A 25,397-nucleotide genomic window follows, 5' to 3' on the forward strand; every position below is an offset into this window, starting at 1 on the left:
CGACAATTATAATCAATAAAAATTACTATTTAGTGAATTATGTTTACTAAACAGGCATTTTCATTAAATATTTTTTAATTATTCCAAATTTTTGTAAATTCGCACACACCAAAAAATACAACTATGGCTTTTGATATTGATATGATAAAAAAGGTTTATTCCCAAATGGCCGAACGTGTTGATAAAGCACGTGAAATCACTGGAAAACCACTAACTCTTTCTGAAAAAATATTATATTCCCACCTTTGGGATGGCAATCCAAACAAAGCTTTCCAGCGTGGAAAAGATTATGTAGATTTTGCCCCCGATAGAATTGCTTGTCAAGACGCAACGGCGCAAATGGCACTTTTGCAGTTTATGCAGGCCGGAAAGAAAACCGTTGCAGTTCCAACAACCGTACATTGTGATCACTTAATTCAAGCCAAACAAGGTGCTGCTCCAGATTTGAAGCGAGCCAACGAAACCAGTAACGAGGTTTTCGACTTTTTGGAATCTGTTTCCAACAAATACGGAATCGGTTTTTGGAAACCAGGAGCTGGGATTATTCACCAAGTTGTATTGGAAAATTACGCTTTTCCTGGCGGAATGATGATTGGTACGGATAGCCATACGGTAAACGCAGGTGGTTTAGGTATGGTTGCAATAGGAGTTGGGGGAGCAGATGCAGTTGACGTAATGGCGGGAATGGCTTGGGAATTAAAGTTTCCAAAATTGATTGGTGTTAAATTGACTGGCGAATTGAACGGCTGGACCGCTTCCAAAGATGTTATTTTAAAAGTAGCCGGAATTCTTACCGTAAAAGGTGGAACGGGCGCTATTGTTGAATATTTTGGTCCTGGTGCAAAAAATCTTTCGTGTACTGGAAAAGGAACGATTTGTAATATGGGGGCGGAAATTGGCGCAACCACTTCAACCTTTGGTTATGATGATGCAATGGAGCGTTTCTTACGTGCTACAGATAGAGAAGACATTGCAGACGAAGCCAATAAAATTCGCGAATATTTAACGGGCGATGATGAGGTTTATGCAAACCCAGAAAAATATTTTGATCAAGTTATTGAAATAAATCTATCTACACTTCGTCCACATTTAAATGGTCCATTCACTCCAGATTTAGCAACTCCCGTGGGTGAATTGGGGGAAAAGGCAAAGAAAAATGACTGGCCAATAAAAGTGGATTGGGGATTAATAGGTAGCTGTACCAATTCTTCCTATGAAGATTTAACCCGTGCGGCTTCTATTGCACAACAAGCCATCGATAAAAAGTTAAAGCCTAAAAGTGATTTTGGAATAAACCCAGGTTCGGAACAAATTCGTTTTACGGCGGAACGCGACGGACTTTTGAATGTTTTTGAAAACCTTGGAGCTACAATATTCACAAACGCTTGCGGCCCTTGTATTGGACAGTGGGACAGAAGTGATAGAAAAGGTGATGAAAAGAATACAATTGTACATTCCTTTAACAGAAACTTTTCAAAACGTGCCGATGGAAACCCAAATACCCACGCTTTTGTAGGTTCTCCGGAAATGGTTGCGGCTATCGCAATCTCCGGTCGTTTGGATTTTGACCCAATGAACGACACGCTTTTAAATGAAGACGGACAAGAAGTAAAACTCGATGAGCCTAGAGGTTTGGAGCTTCCTCCAAAAGGTTTTGAAGTGGATGACAATGGTTATTTGGCACCTAGGGAAGACGGAAGTTCAGTAGAGGTGAAAGTTGCAAAAGACAGCGAACGTCTTCAGCTTTTGGAGCCTTTCGTACCCATTAAGGATTCTAATTTGCAGGGTGTAAAATTGTTGATCAAAGCTTTCGGAAAATGTACCACGGACCACATTTCAATGGCCGGGCCTTGGTTGCGCTACCGTGGACATTTGGATAACATTGCCAATAATACGTTGATTGGTGCCGTGAATGCCTTCAACAAAAAAACAAATTTTGTGAAAAATCAATTGACTGGCGAATATGGCGGAGTACCAGATGTTCAGCGTGAGTATAAGGCAAAGGGAATAAAAACTATTGTAGTGGGAGACCATAACTATGGCGAAGGTTCTTCACGTGAGCATGCGGCGATGCAGCCAAGATTTTTGGGCGTCGCAGCTGTTTTGGTAAAATCTTTTGCAAGAATCCATGAAACGAATTTGAAGAAACAGGGAATGTTGGGATTAACTTTTGCAAATGAAGCAGACTACGATTTAATTCAGGAAGATGATACTTTCAATTTTGTGGATATTGCTGATTTTTCAGAAAACAAACCTTTGACCATTGAAATTGTTCACAAAGATGGAAGCAAAAACACCATTAAAGTGAACCATACTTATAACGATGCACAAATAAAGTGGTACAGAGAAGGTTCTGCCTTGAATTTGATAAAGAAGCAGAACGCTTAAAAAAACTTTTTAAATGTTTAAACCTAGCAGGTTTTTAAAATCTGTTAGGTTTTTTTTATACCCTAAAATTATGATTTCTTTTTTAAAGAAACACTGGAAAAATATTCTATTTTTTGCATTTATTTTATTGCTGATAATTCCGCAAACACGAATGCCTATCCAAGTTTTTGTGCAAAGACTCGTTTCATTTTCACCTTCGGAAAGGAAAGAAAATGAGCGGGAAAAATTAGAGGATTATAACTGGAATTTGAAGCAATTAAATGGCGAAGGTGTAAATTTTTCGGAATCTGAAGGGAAAGTAGCCGTAGTAAACTTTTGGGCAACATGGTGTCCGCCCTGTGTAGCTGAAATGCCTTCTTTTCAAAAACTGTATGAAAGCTATGGGGAAAGGGTGGATTTCTATTTTGTTACATCGGAAAAACCCGAAAAGGTTGAAGCTTTTATGAAAAAGAACGATTATGAATTGCCAATCTTTCTTCAAACCTATCAAGCGCCGAAACAGTTGGAATCCAGTGTGCTTCCGACTTCCTATTTAATTTCAAAATCCGCTGAAATTATTATTGATGAAGAAGGCGCTGCAGACTGGAACAGTGCAAAAATTCGGGATTTATTAGATAAACTGCTTGCGGAGTAATTCAGTAAAAATTAACCTGAAAAGTGATTCTTCAAAATAGATTCCATTTCCTTTTTTCCATCGGCAATTTTTATAATTTCATCCCACAATTTTGGCGAAATCAGCTCCTTTAAAGGTTGTTCAACTTTAGTGATTTTAGGGAAATTTTGATTAAGTTTTTTATCCCAGGACTTGTAATTTTTAAGTAAATCGTCCGGATAAACCGTTTTTCGTTTTGTTCCTTCATCAACTCCCTTAAATGGCTCCGATACATTTAAATAACCATAATCATCCGTTAACTCTTCCCCGGGCTGGATATCGCGAATTGCAATTTCAAAATCATATGCGGTAGAGAGACAGTTGCTCTTAAAACTGTGGTTTACATAACGGCCGTAATCCCAACAAAGCACCAAATTTCCTTTGTTGTTTCGATAGCAATAGGTATCTAAAATATTTTGGTAAAGTGGGTTCATTTTTTTAAACTGTGCCGGGGTAAACTCACGGTCCAATTCATCCAATACCCAAGTGATTGTGCCGGCCGGAATAAATTCTTTTGCTACAACACCGTAGCCAATTTCTTTGCTTATTAAACGCAGTTCCGTTTTGGGATGTATCATAAATAAACGTAATTTTTAGGATTAAATGTAATGCAAAATCTCAATTGAATTACATATTTCAATCTATTGTATATGAAATTTTAATACCGTTAATTTGCCGATTTTTTCAGTAAATCAATCTCGGGTATCGGTTTTTTCGGAAGCATATTTTTCACTGAATTTTTCCATCAAAACAAAAACCGTTAACAGCATTCCCAAGGCGTAGATACTGTCTTCAATGGGCACGGTGCTAATTCGGATTCCGAGATTTTCAGCATTGTTGTACCAGACCACTTCTTCGTGGATCCAGCTACCGGTCAAAAAACCATTCACAATAAAAAAAGGAACTAAAAGAATTATAAAAACAGGGAAGAAAACACGCAAGACGTCACGTTTATAATTGAAAACCAAAGCCATCAGCACAATGGCATATGCAAAATTAATAGACGTGTACCAATGATCGTAATTATAAAGTAGGGTGGCAATCAAAAGGGTTTGCAGAGAAAAATAAACCACCGCTGTAGTTTTAGTTGAAAAACGAAACTTCGGCATTAAGTTTTTAAAAGCATAAAGAGTGAAAAGACAAGCATAGGGAATACAGATAAAGAAAAGCCACTCTTCCAAAGGCAAGTTTGCTATTTTTATCCCCGAAAGATATTTTTCATTGAATCCCCAAATGCCATGTTGTGTGAAAATAATATCCCACGGAATAAAAAAAGCCATCATTACAAATGTGGCGGGGAAGAAATATTTCCAAAGTCTATAAAACTTCAATTTTGGGTGAAAGCTGAAAAGAAATGGAACGCTAAGCGAAGCTATGTCCAACAATAGATACAAATGCCACATAGCTTATTTTTTGAAATATTTTAGCGGCGGAAAAAGCATCCCGAAGCATTCGCCCTTTTCTTTACCAAGATGTTTGTGATGCATTTTATGCGCCCGCCTTATGCCACGCGAGTACCAATTGTTTGCGTTTCTGAACATCTTGAAACGTTGGTGAATAAAAATATCGTGCACAAAAAAATAGGCCACACCATAGGCGAAAATTCCCAGACCTATGGGTAAACCTGCCCAAAAACCGAAATAGCTCCAACCCACAAAACAACTGATGCTAACCAATGCATAAAAAAGAAAAAAATAATCATTACGCTCCCACCAACTGCCGTGATCTTTGTGATGATGGTCTTTGTGCAGTTTCCATAAAAAACCGTGCATAATATATTTATGTGTAAACCACGCCATAAATTCCATAATGCAAAAAGTGGTTATGAAAATTAATATCCAAAGAAGGATTGTCATTGTTGTTTGTTATTTGTTAATTCGGGATTTGGAATTTGGGATTTTTTAATTTGGAATTTTAATAGAATCCAGCATCCATCATTTCACCAAATTTAATTGATATTTTACGTAGCTACGTGTTAAAAGCCCTATTTTTTCAATATTGGGGACACGTATCCGGGAGTTTTTTATTTCGATGGCTGGTGTTTGTTGCAATTTTTTCAAAAGACGTTTGTAGTATCTGTAAGCAATGAAAACCCCAAGTTTTGCTTCGTGGGGCAAAAGAAGGATTCCACTGTAGCCCTTATTGAAATTATCCTCGATTTCCTCAATTATTTTTTTCTTTGAAGTTTCGTCCAACGATTCTAAATTGGTGTTCGGAAAGTAGGTTCGGCTTAAAGTTTCGTAATCTTCTTTCAAGTCGCGCAGGAAGTTCACTTTTTGAAATGCAGAGCCTAAATTCATTGCAGATTCTTTCAGCTCGTTATATTTTTCGGCATCGCCCTTCACAAAAACCTTTAGGCACATTAAGCCCACCACATCTGCAGAACCGTAGATGTATTCGTTAAATTCTTCGGCTGAGGAATAGGTGCTTTTAGTTAAATCCAACCGCATGCTTGCCATAAAAGTATCTATCAATTCCTTGTCAATATTGTATTTATAAACGGTATGCTGAAACGAATTCAAAATAGGATTCAGACTTATGCGGTCCTGCAAGGCTTCCCCTAAAGCGTTTTCAAAACGGTTGAAAAGAATTTCCTTTTCATATTCGTGGAATGAATCCACAATCTCATCCGCAAAGCGCACAAAGCCATAAATATTATAAATATCCTGTCTGATGGAAGGCCCCAACATACGCGTTGCCAGCGAAAAGGAGGTGCTGTAGGTTTCAGTCACTTTTTTGCTGCAAGCTTCAGATACTATGTCGAAAAGTTGTTTCAATTTTTATTTTCTTTTTCAATTAAACCTGCAACCAATTTTCCAGAAATTAATGCTGGCGGAACACCCGGTCCCGGAACCGTAAGTTGCCCCGTAAAGAATAAATTCTTCACCTTTCCGCTTTTCAATTTGGGTCTTAAAAAAGCGGTCTGCAGCAGTGTATTTGCCAATCCGTATGCGTTTCCTTTATAACTGTTATAGTCGGAAACGAAATCATTTATACAAAATGTCTCTTTAAATATAACGTAATTTCTGACCTCTTGGTTGGTTACTTTTTCAAAACGGCCCATTATTTTTTCAAAATATTCTTCCCGTATTTCCGGAATATCGTCCAAACCGGGAGCTAGGGGAATAAGAAAAATACCGGCTTCTTTTCCTTTAGGAGAAACGCTCGCGTCTGTTTTGGAAGGAAAGCTTGCATAAAAAAGTGGTTCCTCCGGCCATTCTGGTGAATCGTATATTTCTTTGGAATGTTTTTCAAAATCTACATCAAAAAATAGAGTGTGATGGTTTACATTTTCTATTTTTTTGTCAAAACCCACGTAGAAAAGTAGGGCAGAAGGGGCGAAAGTTTTCTTTTGCCAATATTTTTCTGAGTACTGACGGAATTTTTCTTCCAAAAGTGTTTCGGTATGGTGATAATCTGCGCCACTTAAAATTAGGTCTGCATTTATTTTTTCGCCATTCACAACTATTGCTGAAGCCTTTCCTTTTTCAACAATTATTTTTTCTACGTTTTGATCGGTTTTTATTGTTACGCCCAGTTCTTCCGCAAGATTTTTAATTCCTTCAATTACGGAATACATTCCTTTTTTGGGGTGAAAAGTTCCGAGACCGAAATCTGCATAATTCATAAAACTATAAAAAGCAGGAGTGTTGGAAGGTTTTGCGCCCAAAAACAAAACGGGAAATTCCAGGATTGAAATTAATTTCGGATTATTGAATTCGCTGCGGACCTCTTTGCTAATGGTGCTAAAAAATTGCCCAATTTTACCCATTGTTTTAAAGGTAACCAATTCCAAGGGTGAAACGCCTGGGCGATACACCAAATCCTTAATGGCTATATTGTAATTGTGCAAAGCGTGGTCCATAAATTTTTGAAGTTTTACTGAACTTCCCGGCTCTTCTTTTTCAAAGGCGATGCATATTTTTTTGAGTGTGTCTTCAATGGTTATGTAATCATTTTTTCCAAAATATACACGATAGGCAGGATTCAACTTTTCGAGTTCGTAAAAGTCTGACGGAAGTTTTCCAAAATCTGCAAAAAATCTTTCAAAAACATCAGGCATCCAATACCACGTTGGACCCATATCAAACGTAAATCCACCTTGTTTAAATTGCCGGGCACGACCACCTATGGCATGGTTTTTCTCATAAACGGTAACTTGATTTCCTGCCTGCGCTAAATAGCAGGAAGCCGCAAGCGACGCAAAACCAGAACCTATTACTGCAACGTTTTTACCCATAATGTTTAACAAATTTACATTTTATTTAAACAAAAATGAAATTTACACAATTTATTATTTAAGGTACTTTAAAAAATATCAAAGAAATTTAGGTTCTAATTAAGTCCTTAAGAATTAAAAAAAGAATGACAAGGTTTTAAAATCGGGCTTTTGAAAAATTTTCAAGGTGCGTTTTAAACAATTTTAAATCATTAAAAAACCGAATACTGCTTATTTTTTTTAGAGGTTTCGGTGCCTTAGGCCCCATAATCCATAATTCACAAGGGGTATTTGAACACACATCATTTTGAAAAGTTTCAATATATTTTTCAAGATTGTCCATTTCTGGCTGAACTGTGAAATAGGCAATAAAAATTACATCACTTTTTGTTTTGAGCACATGGCTCAAACTTTCCAATGGAGTATTTGCTCCTAAATAAATTGTGCTAAAACCAGCCGAAAGAATTTCATAATTTGCATATAAAAGTCCGATTTCGTGAATTTCTTGGTGGGGAAGGTATAATACAAAAGAGGGAGAATCCTTCTTTGGGGAAGCTGTAGTTTGATTATTGGTATGCTTAATAATGGTGTGCTTTATTTTTTCCGAAATGAAATGTTCATGGGAAGGATCTATAGTTCCCGAATGCCACAACACTCCCATTTCATTGAGTAGCGGAATAAGCACTTCAGCAAATACCTCGCTGAAGTTTTTCTGTTCCAAAAGCTTTTCTAATGTATTGTCAAAAAGTTCCCCATCAAACTCAAGCATTGCCGATTTAAAAACATTAAGCATATACCCAGCTTCCAAAACATTTAAATTTTCTTTTATAAGATTTTGAATCTGTGCTTGGCTATAGCTGGCAATGGTAGATATTTTATGCCCAGCATGATAGAGATAGGCAATATTTAGAAGTTTTTTTAAATTCTCAATATTGTATTTTCTAATATTTGTATCAGTGCGATCAGGCTCTAAAAGCTTGTATCGTTTTTCCCAAATACGGATAGTATGGGCTTTTATGTTTGAAAGGTTTTCAAGATCCTTAATGCCAAATTGTGTCTTGACCACTGAAAAGAGAGTTTAAAATAGAGTGTTAAATTACTAAAAAGAAGTGTAAAATGTTTAAAAAAAGAACAAATTCTCTAAACACAGAAAGAAATTTTGTACCCGGGATGGGACTTGAACCCACACGTCCTGAGGACACATGGCCCTCAACCATGCCTGTCTACCAATTCCAGCACCCGGGTGTAAGTGCTTTAAACAAAAAAAGTTAAACTGAAAGTTTAACTTTTTGTGACCTGGCTGGGGCTCGAACCCAGGACCACCTCCTTAAAAGGGAGGTGCTCTACCAACTGAGCTACCAGGTCTTCCTTTGAATGCGGGTGCAAATATACTATCATTAAATTAATTTTTCAAAACGAAAATCAATTAAATTTGATAAAAATTTAAAACTCTTGACAAACAGGGGTTCACAAATGAATTTTTTATTTTAAAATCGTTATTTGCAATGAAATTCCATAAAATTTTGTTTCAATTCGTTTCGTAAAACATTAAAATTTGTAATTTGAATTATATGAAATTAATCTTGATTGGTTATATGGGAAGTGGAAAGTCTTCAATAGGTGAAAAATTATCTGAAGTGCTAAACGTTCCTTTTAAGGATCTTGATTCTGAGATTGAAAAGCAAGAAGACAGCAGAATAACTGATGTTTTTTCAAAAAAAGGAGAGATTTATTTTAGAAAGATTGAAAAGGAAGTGCTTAAAAAAACAATTTCGAAAAAAGAAAATTTTGTTTTGGCTACAGGAGGAGGAACCCCGTGTTATGCAGACTCAATGGCTTTTATGTCTAAAATGGAAAATGTAGTAACCATATATTTAAAAACTTCTCTTGATACTTTATGTGAAAGACTTTTCGCGGAAAAAGCAAAACGTCCTTTAATTGCGCATTTAAAAAGTGAGGGCGAAGTAAATGACTTTATTAGAAAGCATCTTTTTGAGCGGTCTTATTACTACAACCAAGCAGATTTGATTGTTGAAACGGAAAATGAAAGCATTGAAAAAATAGTTGAAAAAATAATTTTGAAACTATTCTAAAACGGCTCTGTCATTATTTTTTTCAAAAATCACCGAGATATTTTCATTTAAAGAAGTTGAAAGCGAAATTCCTTTGAAATCTGCTTTTACAGGGTATTTTTTATGATTTCTATCCACGAGTACAGCAGTTTTAAATTGCTTTAGCGGCACTTCCAAAAAATGCTTTACGCCATAAATCAAAGTAGTTCCGGAATGCAGCACATCGTCAACCAGTAAAAGCGATTTGTCTTTATACTCTTCCTTTTTTAAAGATGTCTTTATTTCGGTTGTTGGATTTTTTTTATCAATGATCACTTCACACAGCACAACATTTATGGGTGAAATTTTTTCAACTTCGGCCTTTATTTTTTTTGCCAGTATAAAGCCATTGTCCATAATTCCGGCTATAATTACTTCCTTTTCATCAACGTTGGTTTCATAAAGTTGATAGGCTATCCTTTTAATTTTGTGGGCTATTTGCTTTTTGTCAAGTATTACGGTGCTGGTTTCTTGTATCATTTCTTTAAATATAATTATTAAGCTTCGGGTTCTTTTTCGGGAGATTCCGTAAAATCGTCTAAATCGCGTCTATCTTTCTTTGTAGGCCTGCCAATTCTTTTGTTTCTATAATATGTTTTGGCATACTGCAACATCTCGTTGGTTTCAAATGCTTCTTTTGGGGTGTTGTCTTTTCTGTAAATATCTACAAGTTTCGCTCCTACACGGCTTTCGGGAAGATCCAGCACTTCAATTTCATAATTAATCTGTTCCTTCCGAAGTGTAATTTTATCACCCGCATATACATCGCGTGAGGGTTTCACAATATCGCCATTCACCCGCACTGAGCCTTTTTTGCATGCATTTGTAGCGATATTCCTTGTTTTTAAATACCGAATGCACCATAAATATTTATCAATCCTCATAATTATTATCCCAAAAACAACGTTAATGTTTTATACAAAAATAGTGGAAAATTGTATCTTGCGCCCACAAATAATAGATGATGATAAAAATTAAATACGCTTTAGGAATATTGGTAATAATACTTGCCGTAACGGTTTCCTGTAAAAAAGATGATCCAGGGGTAGAGGTTATTCCGCCAAGAGATCGCGGAGAGGAAGCAATACGGGCACAAGCTGAAATTGAAGAATTTTTGGAAACACATTTTTATAACTATGAAGATTTTGAAGCGGATCCTCAAAACTTTAAATTGAAATTTGACACGATTGCTGGCGATAATGCCTCAAAAACTCCTTTAATTCAGCAGGTTACTTTTAAGGAAGTTAAAGATATAGAAGATACAGATGTAACCTATAAATTATATTACTTGAAAGTAAGACAAGGAGAAGGGGAGAGACCGCATTTTTCAGATAATACTTTTAATACCTATGATGGAAGGTTAATGAATCTTGATCTTTTTGATAGCTCGGTGATTCCTGTTCGCTTCAATTTAGTGGATAATGGATCATCGTCTGGAATAATTAGAGGGCTTCAACAAGTAATTATTGAATTTAATGGAGCTGGAAATGTAATTTCTAACCCCGATGGTACACTAACTTTTGAAGATTATGGAATTGGCGCCGCATTTATTCCTTCAGGTCTTGCTTATTATCAATACGGTGCTTCCGGAGGATTAAATGCTTATGATCAAGTTATCTTTTCATTTGAATTATTTGAATCTGAAGTTACTGATCACGATGAAGATGGTATTCCATCATATATGGAAGATCTTAATGGTAATGGTTATTTGATGGATGACAATACCGATAACGCTGGCGCTGCAAACTATTTGGATGATGATGATGATAACGATGGTCGTCTTACGAAATACGAAATTGAAATTGACGGAAATGGCAATATTACATTCCCAGATGTTGATGGTGACGGCATTCCGGACTATTTGGATTCTGATAGTTAATAAAGAAATATAAATGAAGAAAAAGCCCCATTCTATATAATAGAATGGGGCTTTTTTTAAGGGTAATATTTGCAATTATTTATTTACGCGCAATAACCTTTTTTGTAGCGTTTACAATTGCTGAAGCATTCAGTCCGTATTTATCCATCAATTGCTCTGGAGTTCCAGACTCCCCAAAAGTATCTTGAGTTGCAATGAATTCTTGTGGAGCCGGATGATGTGTAGAAAGTAAGCGAGCAACGCTTTCACCTAAACCTCCCAAAAAGTTATGTTCCTCAGCTGTTACCACACAGCCTGTTTTCTTAACGCTTTTTAGAATTGCTTCGTCGTCCAAAGGTTTTATGGTGTGAATGTTTATAACATCGGCTGTAATTCCACTTTCGTTTAAAGTTTCAGCAGCTTGCAGGGCTTCCCAAACCAAATGGCCAGTAGCAATGATGGTCACATCAGTTCCTTCCTGTAATTGAACAGCTTTCCCAATTTGGAAATTTTGATCTGCTGGAGTGAAGTTTGCAACTTTTGGTCTTCCGAAACGAAGGTAAACAGGTCCTTCAAAATCTGCAATTGCAATAGTGGCTGCTTTGGTTTGGTTATAATCACAAGTATTGATCACAGTCATTCCTGGAAGCATTTTCATCAAGCCAAGATCTTCCAAAATTTGGTGCGTTGCGCCATCTTCACCTAAAGTAATACCGGCATGTGAAGCACAAATTTTTACATTCTTCCCGCTGTATGCAACGCTTTGGCGAATTTGATCGTAAACCCTTCCTGTAGAAAAGTTAGCAAAAGTTCCTGTAAATGGAATTTTCCCGCCAATGGTCATTCCTGCTGCAATCCCTATCATATTCGCTTCCGCAATTCCTATTTGAAAGAAACGATCTGGATGGTTTTCCTTAAACTCGTCCATTTTAAGCGAACCGGTAAGATCTGCGCAAAGTGCGACTACATCTTTGTTTTTCTTTCCAAGTTCCGTCAATCCATCTCCAAAACCTGAACGTGTATCTTTTTTACCTGTATCTGTATATTTTTTCATAAGCCTCCCCCAACCCCTCCAAAGGAGGGGCTTATAGCGGGTTATATTTTAAATTAATAATTTCATTTTAGAGTCTGAGTTTACCATTCGGGGGTTAAGGGGCTTTTAATAATCTCCCAAGGTTACAGGATTTTGTGAAAGCGCAGTTTCCAACTGTTGGTCATTTGGTGCTTTTCCGTGCCAATCGTGGGTGTGCATCATAAAATCAACACCATTGCCCATTACCGTATGTAGCAAAACACAAACAGGTTTTCCGTTGCCGGTTTTTTCTTTGGCCTTTTTCATTCCAGAAACGATTGCTTTTAAATCGTTTCCTTTTTCAATATCCATCACATCCCAACCAAAAGCCTCAAATTTTGCTTTCAAATTTCCGAGTGGAAGTACATTTTTTGTAGAACCATCAATCTGCTGCCCGTTTAAATCTACGGTAACAATCAGGTTGTCCACATTATTTCCGGCGGCATACATAATTGCTTCCCAGTTTTGGCCTTCCTGCAATTCGCCATCGCCACAAAGGGTATAAATTAAATGTTTGTCTTTGTTGAGTTTTTTTGCAAGCGCTGCTCCAATAGAAACTGAAATGCCCTGTCCCAAAGAACCCGAAGCAATACGAACACCCGGCAAACCTTCGTGAGTAGTTGGGTGTCCCTGCAAACGTGAATTTAAAAGACGGAATGTGTTCAATTCTTCAACGGGAAAATAGCCAGCCCGTGCCAAAACACTGTAGAATACAGGTGAAATATGTCCGTTTGAAAGGAAGAATAAATCCTCCCCGATGCCGTCCATAGTGAAGTTTTCATTGCGTTCCATCAATTCATTGTAGAGTGCAACGAAAAATTCGGTACAACCAAGCGAACCTCCCGGATGCCCAGAATTTACTTTATGTACTTGCCTTAAAATATCTCTTCGGACTTGAATTACCAAATCTTCGAGTGCTTTGTAATCTGCCATAACTAGTTTTAATTTTCAGTGTCAAAAGTAAGGCATTCGGCAAGCCATTCAAAGTTGAAGCGTATGCTTTTATTAACGATTTGAGGGTTTTGTTAACATGCTTAAAAATTCAGAATTCAGAATTCTCAATTCCGAATTAATAACCGTTATCTTTGCCCCCTCAATAAAAATTGCTGCATGCACTTTAAATTAGAAGCCACAGATTTACAAAGCAGCGCTCGCGCCGCAACAATAACTACAGATCACGGGGTGATTGAAACCCCAATTTTTATGCCCGTTGGCACCGTTGGCACCGTAAAAGGCGTGCATCAGCGGGAGTTGAAACAAGACATTAACCCAGATATTATTCTTGGGAATACCTATCATTTGTATTTGCGCCCACAAACACCAGTTCTCGAAAAAGCGGGAGGACTTCATAAATTTATGAATTGGGATCGTAATATTTTGACCGACAGTGGCGGGTATCAAGTGTATTCACTTTCGGCAAATAGAAAAATTAAAGAGGAAGGTGTAAAATTTAAAAGTCATATTGACGGGAGTTACCACGTTTTCACTCCTGAAAATGTTATGGAAATACAACGAACCATTGGTGCAGACATAATTATGGCTTTTGATGAATGTACGCCTTATCCGTGCGAATACAATTATGCAAAACGCTCTATGCATATGACGCATCGTTGGTTGGACCGTTGCATAAAACATCTGGAAAAAACGCCTTTAAAGTATGATTATGGCCAGACTTTTTTCCCAATAGTTCAAGGTAGTACTTACAAGGATTTAAGAAGACAGTCGGCAGAATATATTGCTTCTGTTGGTGCGGAAGGTAATGCTATTGGTGGACTTTCAGTTGGAGAACCCGCGGATGAAATGTATGAAATGACTGCTGTTGTAACTGAAATTCTTCCGAAGGAAAAACCACGTTATTTAATGGGCGTGGGAACTCCAGTGAATCTTTTGGAAAACATCGCGTTGGGAATTGACATGTTCGATTGTGTAATGCCAACCCGAAACGGTAGAAATGGAATGCTTTTCACTTCCGAAGGGATTATCAACATAAAAAACAAAAAGTGGGAGGCAGATCTTTCGGTAATAGACCCTATGGGCATTACTTGGGTAGATACAGATTATAGCAAAGCATATCTTCGCCATTTATTTACCGTGAACGAAATGCTGGGAAGACAAATTGCAACAATCCACAATCTTGGGTTTTATTTATGGTTGGTTCGTGAAGCGAGAAAACATATATTAGCGGGTGATTTTGCCGAATGGAAAAACGGCATGGTCAAAAAACTGGATCAAAGACTATAACATGCTCAGCATACTGGATAGGTACATATTAAAGAAATATTTGGGCACTTTTTCGCTCCTTTTACTACTCTTTATACCTATAGGAATCACGGTCCACCTCGCTGAAAAGATTGATAAGATTCTTGAAAATGAGGTGCCTTTTATGGAGGTAATGATCTATCTCTATAATTTCACTATCTATTTTGCGAACCTCCTTTTTCCGCTGTTTCTCTTTCTTTCCGTTATTTGGTTCACTTCAAAATTGGCCAACAATACAGAGGTTATCGCCTTTTTGAGCAGTGGCGTTTCCTATTACAGATTTCTTCGTCCATATATAATTGGGGCAACAATAGTATGTGCAGCCGCATTGGTTTTCAGTATGTATTTGGCTCCAAAGGCGAGTAAGGGTTTTAATGAATTTGCTTTTGAATATTTGAATAAAGGAAAAAAAGATCGGGACCAAAGCAACGTTTATACACAGATAAATGATAAGGATTATATCTATGTGAGCTATTTTAATGTAACCGAAAAAGTTGGAAGTAATTTCACATTGGAACATTTTGAAGGCAATAAAATGACTTACAAAATTTCTGCGGGACAGATTAAATTCAATGAAAAAGATAGCACTTATTCCCTGTTCCATTACAATAAAAGGAAGATAGGGGAGAATGGAGATATTTTGGAAAACAAGCCCAAACTGGATACGGTTTTCAGTTTTGATCTGGAAGATTTGACCCCCGTAACCTATATAGCCGAAACGTTGAATTTTACGGAGCTGAATGATTTCATCAAAAAGGAAAAGGCCCGTGGTTCGTCATACATAAATCGATATGAGGTTGTACGTTACAAACGTTGGAGTTTGCCGGTTTCAGCTTATATTCTTACAATTATAGCCGTTGCGGTTTCATCTGTGAAAAGGCGCGGCGGAATGGGCGTTAACCTTGCCATTGGTATAAGTATTGGGATGGTTTTTATATTCTTCGATAAAATTTTTGGTACAATGGCTGAGCAAAGTGATTTTTCCCCATTTATAGCAACTTGGTTTCCAAATTTTGTATTTGGAATATTGGCAATTTATCTTTTAAGAAATGCGAAACGATAAGCTCCTCAACTACCTTCATTTACATTTTATAGTTTTTATTTGGGGTTTTACCGCTGTTTTGGGTGCGTTGATTTCCTTGGAAGCCATTCCGCTGGTTTGGTATAGAATGTTATTGGCTACCTTAATCGTTTTTGTGTTTCTAAAATTCAGAAAGGAAAACCTGAAATTTTCGCTGAAAACGTTAGCAGGTTTTGGTTTGGCCGGCATTATCATTGCGTTGCATTGGCTCACTTTTTTTGGAGCCATCAAGGCTTCAAACGTTTCCGTGACTTTAGCAGTGCTTTCTACGGGTGCTTTTTTTGCATCGCTTTTGGAGCCTTTGCTTTACGGAAGAAAAATTATTTTATACGAAGTATTGTTTGGGCTTATTGTAATTGTAGGGCTTTACATAATATTTGATGTGGAAGCATCCTACACATTGGGAATAATTTTGGCGTTGTGTTCTGCATTTTTAAGTGCGCTTTTTTCAGTAATAAACGGAAAATATGTTCTGAAGCACAAAGCATCGGTAATATCATTTTATGAATTGATGTTTGGCGTTTTGGGAATCTCAATTTATTTAGCGTTTTCAGGAAAATTTACTGCTGAATTTTTCACTATTTCTGCCCACGATTGGATATATCTTTTCATATTGGCATCAGCCTGCACAGCCTATGCTTTTATCGCATCAATACATGTAATGAAATGGATAAGTCCATACACTGTAATGCTAACCATAAATATGGAACCGGTTTACGGTATTATTTTGGCGCTCATCGTTTTGGGCGATTCCGAAAATATGAGTCCGCAGTTTTATTATGGGGCTGTTATTATTCTAATTACGGTAATTGCCAACGGAATCATTAAAATAACACAAGAAAGAAAACGAAGAAGATTGCATAACACCTAAAACAAAATTTTATCTTTGTACACCAACCTTTATAAAAAGAAGGAGAAATATTATGGAATATCTTGATTTTGAACTCCCTATAAAAGAATTGCAAGAGCAATATGAGAAGGCTTGCCTTATTGGCACGGAAAGTAATGTAGATGTTACTAATACCTGCAAACAGATTGAAAAAAAGCTAACCGACACCAAAAAAGAAATCTATAAAAACCTTACCCCTTGGCAGCGAGTGCAACTTTCCCGCCATCCAGATCGTCCCTATACAATGGATTATATTAAAGCCATTTGTGGGGATTCTTTTTTGGAGCTTCACGGTGACCGTGGCTTTAAGGATGATAAAGCGATGGTAGGCGGTCTTGGAAAAATTGGCGACCAAAGCTATATGTTCGTGGGCCAGCAAAAAGGCTACAATACAAAAACCCGCCAGTTCAGAAACTTTGGAATGGCAAATCCCGAAGGCTACAGAAAGGCATTGCGATTGATGAAATCTGCAGAAAAATTTAATGTACCTGTTGTATGTTTTGTTGATACTCCTGGGGCATTTCCCGGTTTGGAAGCAGAGGAAAGAGGACAAGGCGAAGCCATTGCCAGAAATATTTTGGAAATGACACGCCTAAAAGTGCCTATTATTGTTGTTATCATTGGGGAAGGAGCCAGTGGTGGTGCTTTGGGAATTGGCGTTGGAGACAAAGTTTTGATGCTCGAAAACACATGGTATTCTGTAATTTCTCCAGAAAGCTGCTCTTCCATTTTATGGCGAAGCTGGGAGTTTAAGGAACAAGCTGCAGAAGCGCTAAAACTTACTGCTACCGATATGAAAAAATTGACTTTGATTGACGAGATTGTAAAGGAACCATTGGGCGGTGCACATAGCAACCGTGAGAAAACTTTTACAACCGTTGCAAGCGCCATAGATAAGTCTTATAAAGCATTAAAAATGTTATCCCCAACAGATTTAGTAAAAAATAGGATGGATAAATATTTGAAAATGGGCGAGTTCAAAAGTTAAAACTAACTATAGCTTATCATACCGTAAATCCGAAGCGAGAGCCTCGGATTTTTTTACGGGTTATTAACAATATTTTCGAGTTTTCAACAGTTCAATTGTTGATGAACGGTTAATATAGAACATTACTAAACCAATACATCCTCTTAACATTTTCTTTACATTCGCTTCATGGAAAAAATCAAAGCCCAAACCAGTTTTTCAAACCGTACTTCGCAAGTAATATCACTTGAAAAAGGTAAAATACCGCCGCAAGCTATTGATTTAGAGGAAGTTGTACTTGGAGCTTTAATGATTGACAAAAAAGGGGTTGATGAAGTAATAGATATCCTACATCCCGAGGTTTTTTACAAACAAGCACATCAACACATATTTGAAGCCATTCACAATCTGTTCGAAGACAGCCAACCTGTGGACTTATTAACCGTTTCAACACAACTTAAGAAGCAAGGGAAAATCGAACTCGTTGGGGGAGAGTTTTATTTGATTCAATTGACGCAAAAAGTATCTTCTTCTGCACATATTGAATTTCACGCGCGTATCATTCTTCAGAAATATATTCAACGCAGTCTGATAAAAATTTCAAACGAAATAATTGAGGATTCCTATAATGAAGGGACCGATGTTTTTGATCTTTTGGACAATGCCGAAGCGAAATTATATGAAGTTACCCAAGGTAATATAAAACGTTCTTCTGAAACTGCCCAAAACCTTGTAATCCAAGCAAAGAAAAGAATTGAAGAAATTGCCAATAAAGAAGGGCTTTCGGGAGTTCCGTCTGGTTTTACAAAAGTTGATAAACTTACCTCTGGCTGGCAACCCAGTGATTTGATTATTATCGCCGCCCGTCCAGGTATGGGTAAAACGGCGTTGACGCTTTCAATGGCCCGAAATATTGCTGTGGAGCACAACATTCCCGTGGCATTTTTCTCTTTGGAAATGTCTTCGGTTCAACTTATTACTCGATTAATTTCTTCGGAAACACAACTTAGTTCAGAAAAATTAAGAACTGGAAACCTTGAAAAACACGAATGGGAGCAACTTAACGTAAAGGTGAAAGGCCTCGAAAAAGCACCACTTTTTATTGATGATACGCCTTCTCTTTCCATTTTTGACTTACGCGCAAAAGCAAGAAGACTTTCATCACAACACGGCATCAAACTTATAATTGTAGATTATTTGCAATTGATGACAGCCGGCGGAAGTCAAAAAGGAGGGAACCGTGAACAGGAAATTTCAACAATTTCCAGAAACTTAAAAGCTTTAGCGAAAGAACTGAACATTCCTGTAATTGCGCTTTCCCAACTTTCCCGTGCTGTTGAAACCCGTGGCGGTAGCAAAAGACCATTGCTTTCCGATCTTCGTGAATCTGGAGCGATTGAGCAGGATGCAGACATTGTTTCCTTTATTTACCGTCCCGAATACTACAAAATTGATGAATGGGATGATGAGGAACACACACCAACAGCTGGTCAGGCAGAATTCATAGTTGCAAAGCACCGTAACGGTGGTTTGGATGAAATCCGTTTGAAGTTTATCGGCCATCTCGGTAAGTTTGAAAGTCTGGATAATTTTGATACACCAACGGAAATCCATTCAAGAATGAACGATGCGGCAAATGATGATACTTTTAAAACCAAAAACCTGCCTTCTCCAAACGAAGCCTTTGGAAGTTCAATGAACAACGATTTTTCAATTGAGGAGGATAATGATGTGCCGTTTTAATAATCTGTAGGTACTTTGGCTTAAAAATTGTCGTTATATTCGCACGATGCAACGTTTCACTTTAATCATATTCTTAGTATTCTTTTCCATAAAAGCTTCGGCTTCATACATTCTTATTCCTATGGATGCCGAAAGCCAAAAGGAACATTTAAAAGCCTACGGAATTACGTATTGGGTTTTAGAAAAGCAGCAAAAGGTGAAGTGGTTGCTAAACTATCGCGGCGGTTCTTTTTTGATGCCAGATTCCCCCGAAATTCAAAAGGAATGCCAGATTCGCGGAGTTTCTTTTGAAGTGATTTCGGATAGTAAAACTGAACAAATACTTACGGATATTAGTAGTCCTTCAAAAAATATGGACGCCGTTGTTTTAGAGAAAGCGCCAAAAATCGCGGTATATTCCCCAAAAGGAAATCTTCCATGGGATGATGCCGTGACTATGGTTTTAACGTATGCGGAAATTCCATACACTGTAATTTATGATGAAGAAGTTTTGGGAGATCAATTGATTCTTTATGATTGGCTGCATTTGCACCACGAAGATTTCACTGGCCAATATGGAAAATTTTACCGCGCCTATCGTTCCGCACCTTGGTATATTGAAGAAAAAAATAAGGCAGAAGCGCTTGCTGCAAAACTGGGCTATAATAAGGTTTCCGAAGAAAAGCTGGATGTTGCAAAAAAGATTCGCGATTATGTAATTGGCGGCGGCTTTATGTTCGCAATGTGCAGCGCTACGGATAGTTTTGACATTGCCCTTTCCGCCGAAGGCGTTGATATTTGTGAACCAATGTTTGACGGCGACCCGAGCGAACCAGGCTATCAAAGCAAGATTGATTATAATAAAACCTTTGCTTTTAAGGATTTTATTTTGGAACGCAGCCCCATGGTATATGAATTTTCAAGTATTGATATGACTGAAAAACGGCGGGTTTCAAAAGAGTCTGATTACTTCACTTTGATGGATTATTCAGCAAAGTGGGACCCAATTCCAACGATGCTTTGTCAAAACCATACTGCTTTGGTAAAAGGTTTTATGGGGCAGACCACTTCTTTTGACCCAGATGAAATTAAAAGTAATGTTTTGGTGATGGGCGAAAACAAAACCAATGGCGAAGCGCGATACATTCACGGAATAAAAGGAAAAGGTTTCTTTACTTTTTACGGCGGCCACGATCCCGAAGACTATCAGCATAGAGTAGGGGATGCGAAAACTGAATTGGCGCTACATCCCAATTCACCGGGTTATCGGCTTATTTTAAATAATGTATTGTTCCCCGCGGCAAAGAAAAAGAAACAGAAAACCTAAGTTTTCTTTAAACTATCGTAGTAATCTTTGGGAGGCAAAACCGTAATTTCCACTCTCCGGTTTTGTTGTTTGTTTTCTTCGGAATCATTTGGAAAACGAGGTTTGTCTTCACCGTAAGGTTTTATCTCGAATTCATAAAGAGATTCATCACCGAAAATTTCTCTCAACCTTTCTTTTACAGAAATACATCTTTTTTCAGAAAGTGTCATGTTTGAAACTTCATCACCATCGCTATCCGTGTGCCCTTGAATTAAAATAGTTGCTTTGTCAATTTTTTCGATTGAAGTTTTAAGGGAATCGAGACTTTGTTTAGCTGATTCTTTTAAATCAAATTTGGCAACATCAAACAAAACATCCGCATTGATAGTAAGTTTTATAACACTGTTTATTGCGCCAATAGCATCAATATCGGCACCGGCACTTTTGCTTTTACAGAGGTCTTTTAAATCAGTAATTCGAAGAAAATAAAAAACAGTTTCATCATCAATTCCCGCCTTACTTAAATCTATTGAAGATTTTCCACCTGCAATTTTTCCAGCATAAATCCAATCATTCCCATTCTGTGAAATTTCTACTTTGGCTGGTTCCTTGGAAGGGCCAACTTCAAAAAGATAGAGATCATCTCCAGGCAAATTCATAAACCCATTGTCTGTAAATTCTACGGTCAGACTTCCGCCACAACCTAAGGATATAAAATTTGGAGTTTGATAATTTTTGTAGTTCGGTTCGTGAAGGCATTGTATGCTATCCCTATATTTTTGAATCGGAGCGGGCGCCCCAACCTTATATTCAATCAGCTTATCGGCAAAGGAAATTTTTCCCAAGGGAAGATAAATAGATTCATATCTATCAATTCTGTAACGTTTTCCGGTTCCTTTCTGTGCAAAAAGAAAACCTTCTGATATAAAAAGCATTATAAAAAGAAGAAGTACAGTTCGAAGCATTCGTCTATTTTTAACGAAGATACTGAAACTTCTTTAGTTGAAATTTTTACATAAAAAAACCGCTTCATTGCTGAAGCGGTTTTTAGGCGAAATAATATAGTTTATAAATGTCTTATTTTACTTGTTTTACGATTGCGGCAAAAGCCTCTGGGTGGTTCATAGCCAAATCTGCCAAAACCTTACGGTTAAGTTCGATTCCACTGTTTTTTAAACTTCCCATAAATTGTGAATAAGACATTCCATGCTGTCTTGCACCCGCGTTGATACGGGTAATCCATAAGGATCTGAAATTTCTCTTTTTTGCACGACGGTCACGGTATGAATAAAGCATAGCTTTGTCCACAGCGTTTTTAGCAACTGTCCATACATTTTTACGTCTTCCAAAGAAACCTTTGGCTTGTTTAAGTACCTTTTTTCTGCGGGCTCTCTTCGCAACTGAATTTACTGATCTTGGCATAATTTTGATTTTTTTTGTAGCAGGCGATTCTTTAATTCTGAATTATGAATTCTGAATTCTGAATTCTTTATAAAGCTCTACTCCAGGGTTTAAATAATTGTTTTAACCGGTGTAACAATTACTTCATTCGAAGCATTTGTTTCACATTACTCTCGTCTGCTTGGTGTACCAAACCGTCGTGAGTTAATTTAAGCTTACGTTTTTTAGACTTCTTTGTTAAGATGTGGCTTTTAAACGCATGCTTTCTTTTGATCTTACCTGTACCTGTAAGCTTAAAACGCTTTTTGGCACTGGATTTTGTTTTTTGTTTCGGCATGTTTCCTACTTTTTATTATTACTTCGCTTTATTGTAAACTTCAATTTCTTTTGAAAATCAAAGAGTTATTTCTTTTTCGGGGCAATGAACATAATCATTCGCTTGCCTTCCAGTTTTGGCATTTGCTCCACTTTTCCGAATTCTTCAAGATCCCGGGCAAGACGCAAAAGTAAAATTTCACCCTGGTCTTTATAAATGATGGAACGACCTTTAAAGAAAACGTATGCTTTCAGTTTTGAGCCTTCCTGCAAAAACTTTTCGCCGTGTTTCTTTTTAAAATCGTAATCGTGATCGTCAGTATTTGGACCAAACCTGATTTCCTTAATGGTTACCTTGGTTGCTTTGGCCTTTAATGCCTTTTCACGTTTTTTCTGTTCGTAAACAAACTTTTTATAGTCTATTACTTTACAAACTGGCGGGCTTGCATTTGGTGAAATTTCAACGAGATCGAGTTCTTGCTCTTCGGCAATTTCCCTCGCTTTCTTTAAAGGATAAACTCCTATTTCAACATTATCTCCTACAAGACGTACTTCTTCAGCACGAATCTTTCCGTTGATTCTGTGTTGATCTTCCTTAATTACCCTTGCAGGTCCCTTGCTTCTTTTTCTTCGTATTGCTATGGCTTACTAATTTTAGTTAAACATTAAATTCTTTCGATTCGTCTTTTACTGCTTGTTGAATCAATTCTGAAAAGGCTTTTGGCGTCATTGTGCCTAAATCACCTTCACCGTGTTTACGTACAGAAACCGTTCCATCTTTTTCCTCCTGCTCTCCAACAATCAACATATACGGGATTTTGTTCATTTCAGCCTCCCTGATTTTCTTGCCAATCGTCTCGTTCCTATTGTCGACAAGGGCGCGAATTTCGTCATTTTCAAGCAAATCTAAAACTTTTTGTGAGTATTTTTCATATTTTTCACTTAATGATAATATACTCACCTGCTTAGGCATCAACCAAAGAGGAAAGTTTCCGCCAGTGTGTTCCAAGAGAATGGCGACAAAACGTTCCATACTTCCGAAGGGTGCACGGTGAATCATTACCGGACGGTGCGTCTCATTGTCACTGCCTTTGTATTCTAACTCAAAACGTTCAGGAAGGTTATAATCTACTTGAATTGTGCCCAACTGCCAGCTTCTTCCCAGCGCATCCTTCACCATAAAATCCAGTTTTGGACCATAGAATGCAGCTTCTCCATATTCAATTTTATAATCCAGTCCTTTTGCTTCGGCAGCATTTATAATTGCTTTTTCAGCTTTCTCCCAATTTTCAAGGCTTCCTATATATTTTTCAGGCTTTTCTGGATCACGCAATGAAACTTGGGTGTAAAAATTTTCGAATCCTAAGGAGCCAAAAACGTATAAAACCAGATCGATTACTTTTTTGAACTCATCATCCAATTGATCAGGAGTACAAAATATATGAGCATCATCCTGTGTAAATCCACGAACACGTGTTAAACCGTGAAGTTCTCCACTTTGTTCGTAACGGTAAACGGTTCCGAATTCCGCAAAACGCTTTGGCAAATCTTTGTAGGACCAAGGTTTGCTATTGTATATTTCGCAGTGGTGCGGGCAGTTCATAGGTTTTAACAAAAACTCTTCGCCTTCAGCAGGTGTATGTATGGGCTGAAAACTGTCTGCGCCATACTTTGCATAATGGCCGGAAGTTACATAAAGTTCTTTTTGACCGATATGTGGTGTAACCACCATTTCGTAACCAGCTTTTTTCTGGGCTTTCTTCAAAAAGTTTTCAAGTCTTTCGCGAAGCGCAGCGCCTTTTGGTAACCAAAGTGGAAGTCCCTGTCCAACTTTTTGCGAAAATGTGAAAAGCTCAAGTTCCTTTCCAAGTTTTCTATGATCGCGTTGTTTAGCTTGTTCCAGTAGTTCCAGATATTCAGTTAAGTCTTTCTGTTTTGGAAAACTGATTCCATAGATACGCGTAAGCTGCTTGTTCTTTTCATCACCGCGCCAATAAGCTCCTGCAATACTCATCAATTTAACGGCTTTTACAATTCCAGTATTTGGAATGTGGCCACCGCGGCACAAATCTGTAAACGTATCGTGGTCACAAAATGTAATGGTTCCGTCTTCCAGATTTTCAATCAATTCAACTTTATACTCATTGCCTTGCTTCTTATAATAATCCAAAGCATCAGTCTTTGAAGATTCGCGTAATGAAAATTCGTGTTTCCCGCGAGCTATCTCAAGCATTTTATCCTCAACTTCTTTTAGATCTTTTTCCGAAATGGTTTTATCGCCAAAATCCACATCATAATAAAAACCATTCTCAATAGCCGGACCAATGGTTAACTTGATTCCTGGATATAATTGTTCCAAAGCTTGCGCAAGTATATGTGCGGAAGAATGCCAGAACGCTTTCTTTCCTTCGTCATTATTCCATGTATATAACACCAAGTTTCCATCTTCCGTTAATGGGGTAGTGGACTCAATAGTTAAATCATTAAAGGATGCCGAAATCACATTTCGTGCGAATCCTTCACTAATACTTTTGGCTACGTCCATAGGCGTAACTCCTGCATCAAAATGCTTTACACTTCCGTCTGGTAGGGTAATGGCTATCATATACTGAAAAATTTTAGGGTGCAAAGATACTATTAGTTTCGGCGGTTTGCAATATACTATTTATGGATTATTGTTATTTTTTGGGCGTTCCCGATAACCGCAAAACGGTTATCGGTCAGGCTTTCACTACTCGCTTCCCAATGCGCTTTATGGCGCATTGGAAGAGCTCAAACATGCCGTTCAATCCTTAACGCGGCAACAACTTCGAAAATAGTATATATATTAAGGTAAAAAGAAGGCATAAATTTATTTTCAAAGCTAAGTTATGGCTTTTCAAACGCTTAGTTAATTGCTGAAAAAATAATTTAAAATAAACGTCAATTAAGTTTGTGGGATTGAAAAAGCAATCTATATTTGCACCCGCTTAGAAGAACAGATACAGACGTTCAAAAAAGCAAAAAACAACGCTCTTAAAAATTTTTGAAATATTTTTTAAAAAGTATTGCAGGTTTAAAAAAGAGTTGTACATTTGCACCCGCTAAAACAATGAGTGACTATAAAACACGATTTGAAAGCGAGCAAAATCAGAAACAAAAGTTCATTGAGATATTG

Annotated in this window: 25 protein-coding genes and 2 tRNA genes; 10 read left to right on the forward strand and 17 right to left on the reverse strand. The window is 37.4% G+C overall.

Annotated features, from left to right (window positions below):
- The first annotated feature begins 123 nt into the window (after positions 1 to 123).
- On the forward strand, positions 124 to 2,388 hold the full coding sequence (locus A7A78_RS10115; RefSeq protein ID WP_068762342.1) for an aconitate hydratase: 2,265 nt from the start codon (positions 124 to 126) through the stop codon (positions 2,386 to 2,388).
- A gap of 70 nt (positions 2,389 to 2,458) precedes the next feature.
- The gene (locus tag A7A78_RS10120) at positions 2,459 to 3,022 is read left to right on the forward strand and encodes a TlpA family protein disulfide reductase (RefSeq protein WP_242649267.1); all 564 of its coding nucleotides are present in this window, start codon (positions 2,459 to 2,461) and stop codon (positions 3,020 to 3,022) included.
- Between the two features lie 11 nt (positions 3,023 to 3,033).
- Here A7A78_RS10120 and A7A78_RS10125 read toward each other — a convergent pair whose 3' ends face one another.
- From A7A78_RS10125 to A7A78_RS10160, 8 genes are all read right to left on the reverse strand, one after another.
- The gene (locus tag A7A78_RS10125; protein ID WP_068762343.1) at positions 3,034 to 3,618 is read right to left on the reverse strand and encodes an SET domain-containing protein; all 585 of its coding nucleotides are present in this window, start codon (positions 3,616 to 3,618) and stop codon (positions 3,034 to 3,036) included.
- 114 nt (positions 3,619 to 3,732) lie between these two features.
- A complete protein-coding gene (locus A7A78_RS10130; RefSeq protein WP_068762344.1) occupies positions 3,733 to 4,443 on the reverse strand; it encodes a lycopene cyclase domain-containing protein in 711 nt (236 codons plus the stop codon).
- A gap of 3 nt (positions 4,444 to 4,446) precedes the next feature.
- Positions 4,447 to 4,896 (reverse strand): sterol desaturase family protein, encoded by a 450-nt coding sequence (locus tag A7A78_RS10135; protein WP_068762345.1) that lies wholly within the window; start codon positions 4,894 to 4,896, stop codon positions 4,447 to 4,449.
- A 78-nt stretch (positions 4,897 to 4,974) separates the two neighbouring features.
- On the reverse strand, positions 4,975 to 5,817 hold the full coding sequence (locus A7A78_RS10140; protein ID WP_068762346.1) for a phytoene/squalene synthase family protein: 843 nt from the start codon (positions 5,815 to 5,817) through the stop codon (positions 4,975 to 4,977).
- Positions 5,814 to 7,280, reverse strand: coding sequence for a phytoene desaturase family protein (locus A7A78_RS10145; protein WP_068762347.1), 1,467 nt, complete (start codon positions 7,278 to 7,280; stop codon positions 5,814 to 5,816). The genes A7A78_RS10140 and A7A78_RS10145 overlap by 4 nt, the downstream gene beginning before the upstream one ends.
- Positions 7,281 to 7,416: 136 nt before the next feature.
- On the reverse strand, positions 7,417 to 8,325 hold the full coding sequence (locus A7A78_RS10150; protein ID WP_068762348.1) for a MerR family transcriptional regulator: 909 nt from the start codon (positions 8,323 to 8,325) through the stop codon (positions 7,417 to 7,419).
- A gap of 96 nt (positions 8,326 to 8,421) precedes the next feature.
- Positions 8,422 to 8,504, reverse strand: a tRNA-Leu gene (locus A7A78_RS10155).
- Between the two features lie 47 nt (positions 8,505 to 8,551).
- A tRNA-Lys gene (locus tag A7A78_RS10160) sits at positions 8,552 to 8,624 on the reverse strand.
- Positions 8,625 to 8,830: 206 nt separating this feature from the next.
- Here A7A78_RS10160 and A7A78_RS10165 point away from each other — a divergent pair.
- Positions 8,831 to 9,352, forward strand: a complete 522-nt coding sequence (locus A7A78_RS10165; RefSeq protein WP_068762349.1) for a shikimate kinase — start codon at positions 8,831 to 8,833, stop codon at positions 9,350 to 9,352.
- Here the strand turns inward: A7A78_RS10165 and A7A78_RS10170 are convergent.
- Together A7A78_RS10170 and A7A78_RS10175 are read right to left on the reverse strand one after the other, a co-directional pair.
- Positions 9,344 to 9,850, reverse strand: a complete 507-nt coding sequence (locus A7A78_RS10170) for a phosphoribosyltransferase family protein (RefSeq protein WP_068762350.1) — start codon at positions 9,848 to 9,850, stop codon at positions 9,344 to 9,346. The two genes, A7A78_RS10165 and A7A78_RS10170, sit on opposite strands and share 9 nt — an antisense overlap.
- Positions 9,851 to 9,867: 17 nt before the next feature.
- Positions 9,868 to 10,254 (reverse strand): RNA-binding S4 domain-containing protein, encoded by a 387-nt coding sequence (locus tag A7A78_RS10175; protein WP_068762351.1) that lies wholly within the window; start codon positions 10,252 to 10,254, stop codon positions 9,868 to 9,870.
- Positions 10,255 to 10,331: 77 nt separating this feature from the next.
- On the opposite strand from A7A78_RS10175, the gene A7A78_RS10180 reads away from it, so the two are divergent.
- The gene (locus A7A78_RS10180) at positions 10,332 to 11,249 is read left to right on the forward strand and encodes an FKBP-type peptidyl-prolyl cis-trans isomerase (RefSeq protein ID WP_131811126.1); all 918 of its coding nucleotides are present in this window, start codon (positions 10,332 to 10,334) and stop codon (positions 11,247 to 11,249) included.
- Positions 11,250 to 11,328: 79 nt separating this feature from the next.
- Here the strand turns inward: A7A78_RS10180 and A7A78_RS10185 are convergent, their stop codons facing one another.
- Entirely contained in the window at positions 11,329 to 12,282 is a 954-nt protein-coding gene (locus A7A78_RS10185; protein ID WP_068762353.1) for a transketolase family protein, read from the reverse strand.
- Between the two features lie 105 nt (positions 12,283 to 12,387).
- A complete protein-coding gene (locus tag A7A78_RS10190; protein WP_068762354.1) occupies positions 12,388 to 13,233 on the reverse strand; it encodes a transketolase in 846 nt (281 codons plus the stop codon).
- A 177-nt stretch (positions 13,234 to 13,410) separates the two neighbouring features.
- Here A7A78_RS10190 and tgt point away from each other — a divergent pair, with 177 nt between their 5' ends.
- The 6 genes from tgt (at position 13,411) to A7A78_RS10220 (ending at position 20,545) form a co-directional block, all read left to right on the forward strand.
- Positions 13,411 to 14,541, forward strand: a complete 1,131-nt coding sequence (gene tgt, locus A7A78_RS10195; RefSeq protein ID WP_068762355.1) for a tRNA guanosine(34) transglycosylase Tgt — start codon at positions 13,411 to 13,413, stop codon at positions 14,539 to 14,541.
- A gap of 1 nt (position 14,542) precedes the next feature.
- Complete coding sequence (locus A7A78_RS10200) at positions 14,543 to 15,622, forward strand: LptF/LptG family permease (protein WP_068762365.1); 1,080 nt, start codon at positions 14,543 to 14,545, stop codon at positions 15,620 to 15,622.
- A complete protein-coding gene (locus A7A78_RS10205) occupies positions 15,609 to 16,511 on the forward strand; it encodes a DMT family transporter (RefSeq protein WP_068762356.1) in 903 nt (300 codons plus the stop codon). The genes A7A78_RS10200 and A7A78_RS10205 overlap by 14 nt, the downstream gene beginning before the upstream one ends.
- Before the next feature lie 52 nt (positions 16,512 to 16,563).
- Complete coding sequence (locus A7A78_RS10210; RefSeq protein WP_068762357.1) at positions 16,564 to 17,517, forward strand: acetyl-CoA carboxylase carboxyltransferase subunit alpha; 954 nt, start codon at positions 16,564 to 16,566, stop codon at positions 17,515 to 17,517.
- A gap of 168 nt (positions 17,518 to 17,685) precedes the next feature.
- Positions 17,686 to 19,239, forward strand: coding sequence for a replicative DNA helicase (gene dnaB / locus A7A78_RS10215; RefSeq protein ID WP_068762358.1), 1,554 nt, complete (start codon positions 17,686 to 17,688; stop codon positions 19,237 to 19,239).
- A gap of 121 nt (positions 19,240 to 19,360) precedes the next feature.
- Positions 19,361 to 20,545: an asparagine synthetase B gene (locus tag A7A78_RS10220; RefSeq protein WP_068762366.1), complete on the forward strand. Its 1,185-nt coding sequence runs from the start codon at positions 19,361 to 19,363 to the stop codon at positions 20,543 to 20,545.
- Here A7A78_RS10220 and A7A78_RS10225 read toward each other — a convergent pair.
- From A7A78_RS10225 to thrS, 5 genes are all read right to left on the reverse strand, one after another.
- Complete coding sequence (locus A7A78_RS10225) at positions 20,542 to 21,489, reverse strand: OmpA family protein (protein WP_068762359.1); 948 nt, start codon at positions 21,487 to 21,489, stop codon at positions 20,542 to 20,544. The two genes, A7A78_RS10220 and A7A78_RS10225, sit on opposite strands and share 4 nt — an antisense overlap.
- A gap of 112 nt (positions 21,490 to 21,601) precedes the next feature.
- A complete protein-coding gene (gene rplT, locus A7A78_RS10230; protein ID WP_068762360.1) occupies positions 21,602 to 21,946 on the reverse strand; it encodes a 50S ribosomal protein L20 in 345 nt (114 codons plus the stop codon).
- Between the two features lie 118 nt (positions 21,947 to 22,064).
- On the reverse strand, positions 22,065 to 22,262 hold the full coding sequence (gene rpmI, locus A7A78_RS10235) for a 50S ribosomal protein L35 (protein WP_068762361.1): 198 nt from the start codon (positions 22,260 to 22,262) through the stop codon (positions 22,065 to 22,067).
- 65 nt (positions 22,263 to 22,327) lie between these two features.
- Entirely contained in the window at positions 22,328 to 22,840 is a 513-nt protein-coding gene (infC, locus tag A7A78_RS10240) for a translation initiation factor IF-3 (protein WP_094746104.1), read from the reverse strand.
- A gap of 58 nt (positions 22,841 to 22,898) precedes the next feature.
- A complete protein-coding gene (gene thrS, locus A7A78_RS10245; RefSeq protein ID WP_068762363.1) occupies positions 22,899 to 24,845 on the reverse strand; it encodes a threonine--tRNA ligase in 1,947 nt (648 codons plus the stop codon).
- Between the last annotated feature and the right edge of the window lie 552 nt (positions 24,846 to 25,397).

The sequence above is a fragment of the Aequorivita soesokkakensis genome (assembly GCF_001641085.1).
GTDB classification, from domain to species: Bacteria; Bacteroidota; Bacteroidia; order Flavobacteriales; family Flavobacteriaceae; genus Aequorivita; species Aequorivita soesokkakensis.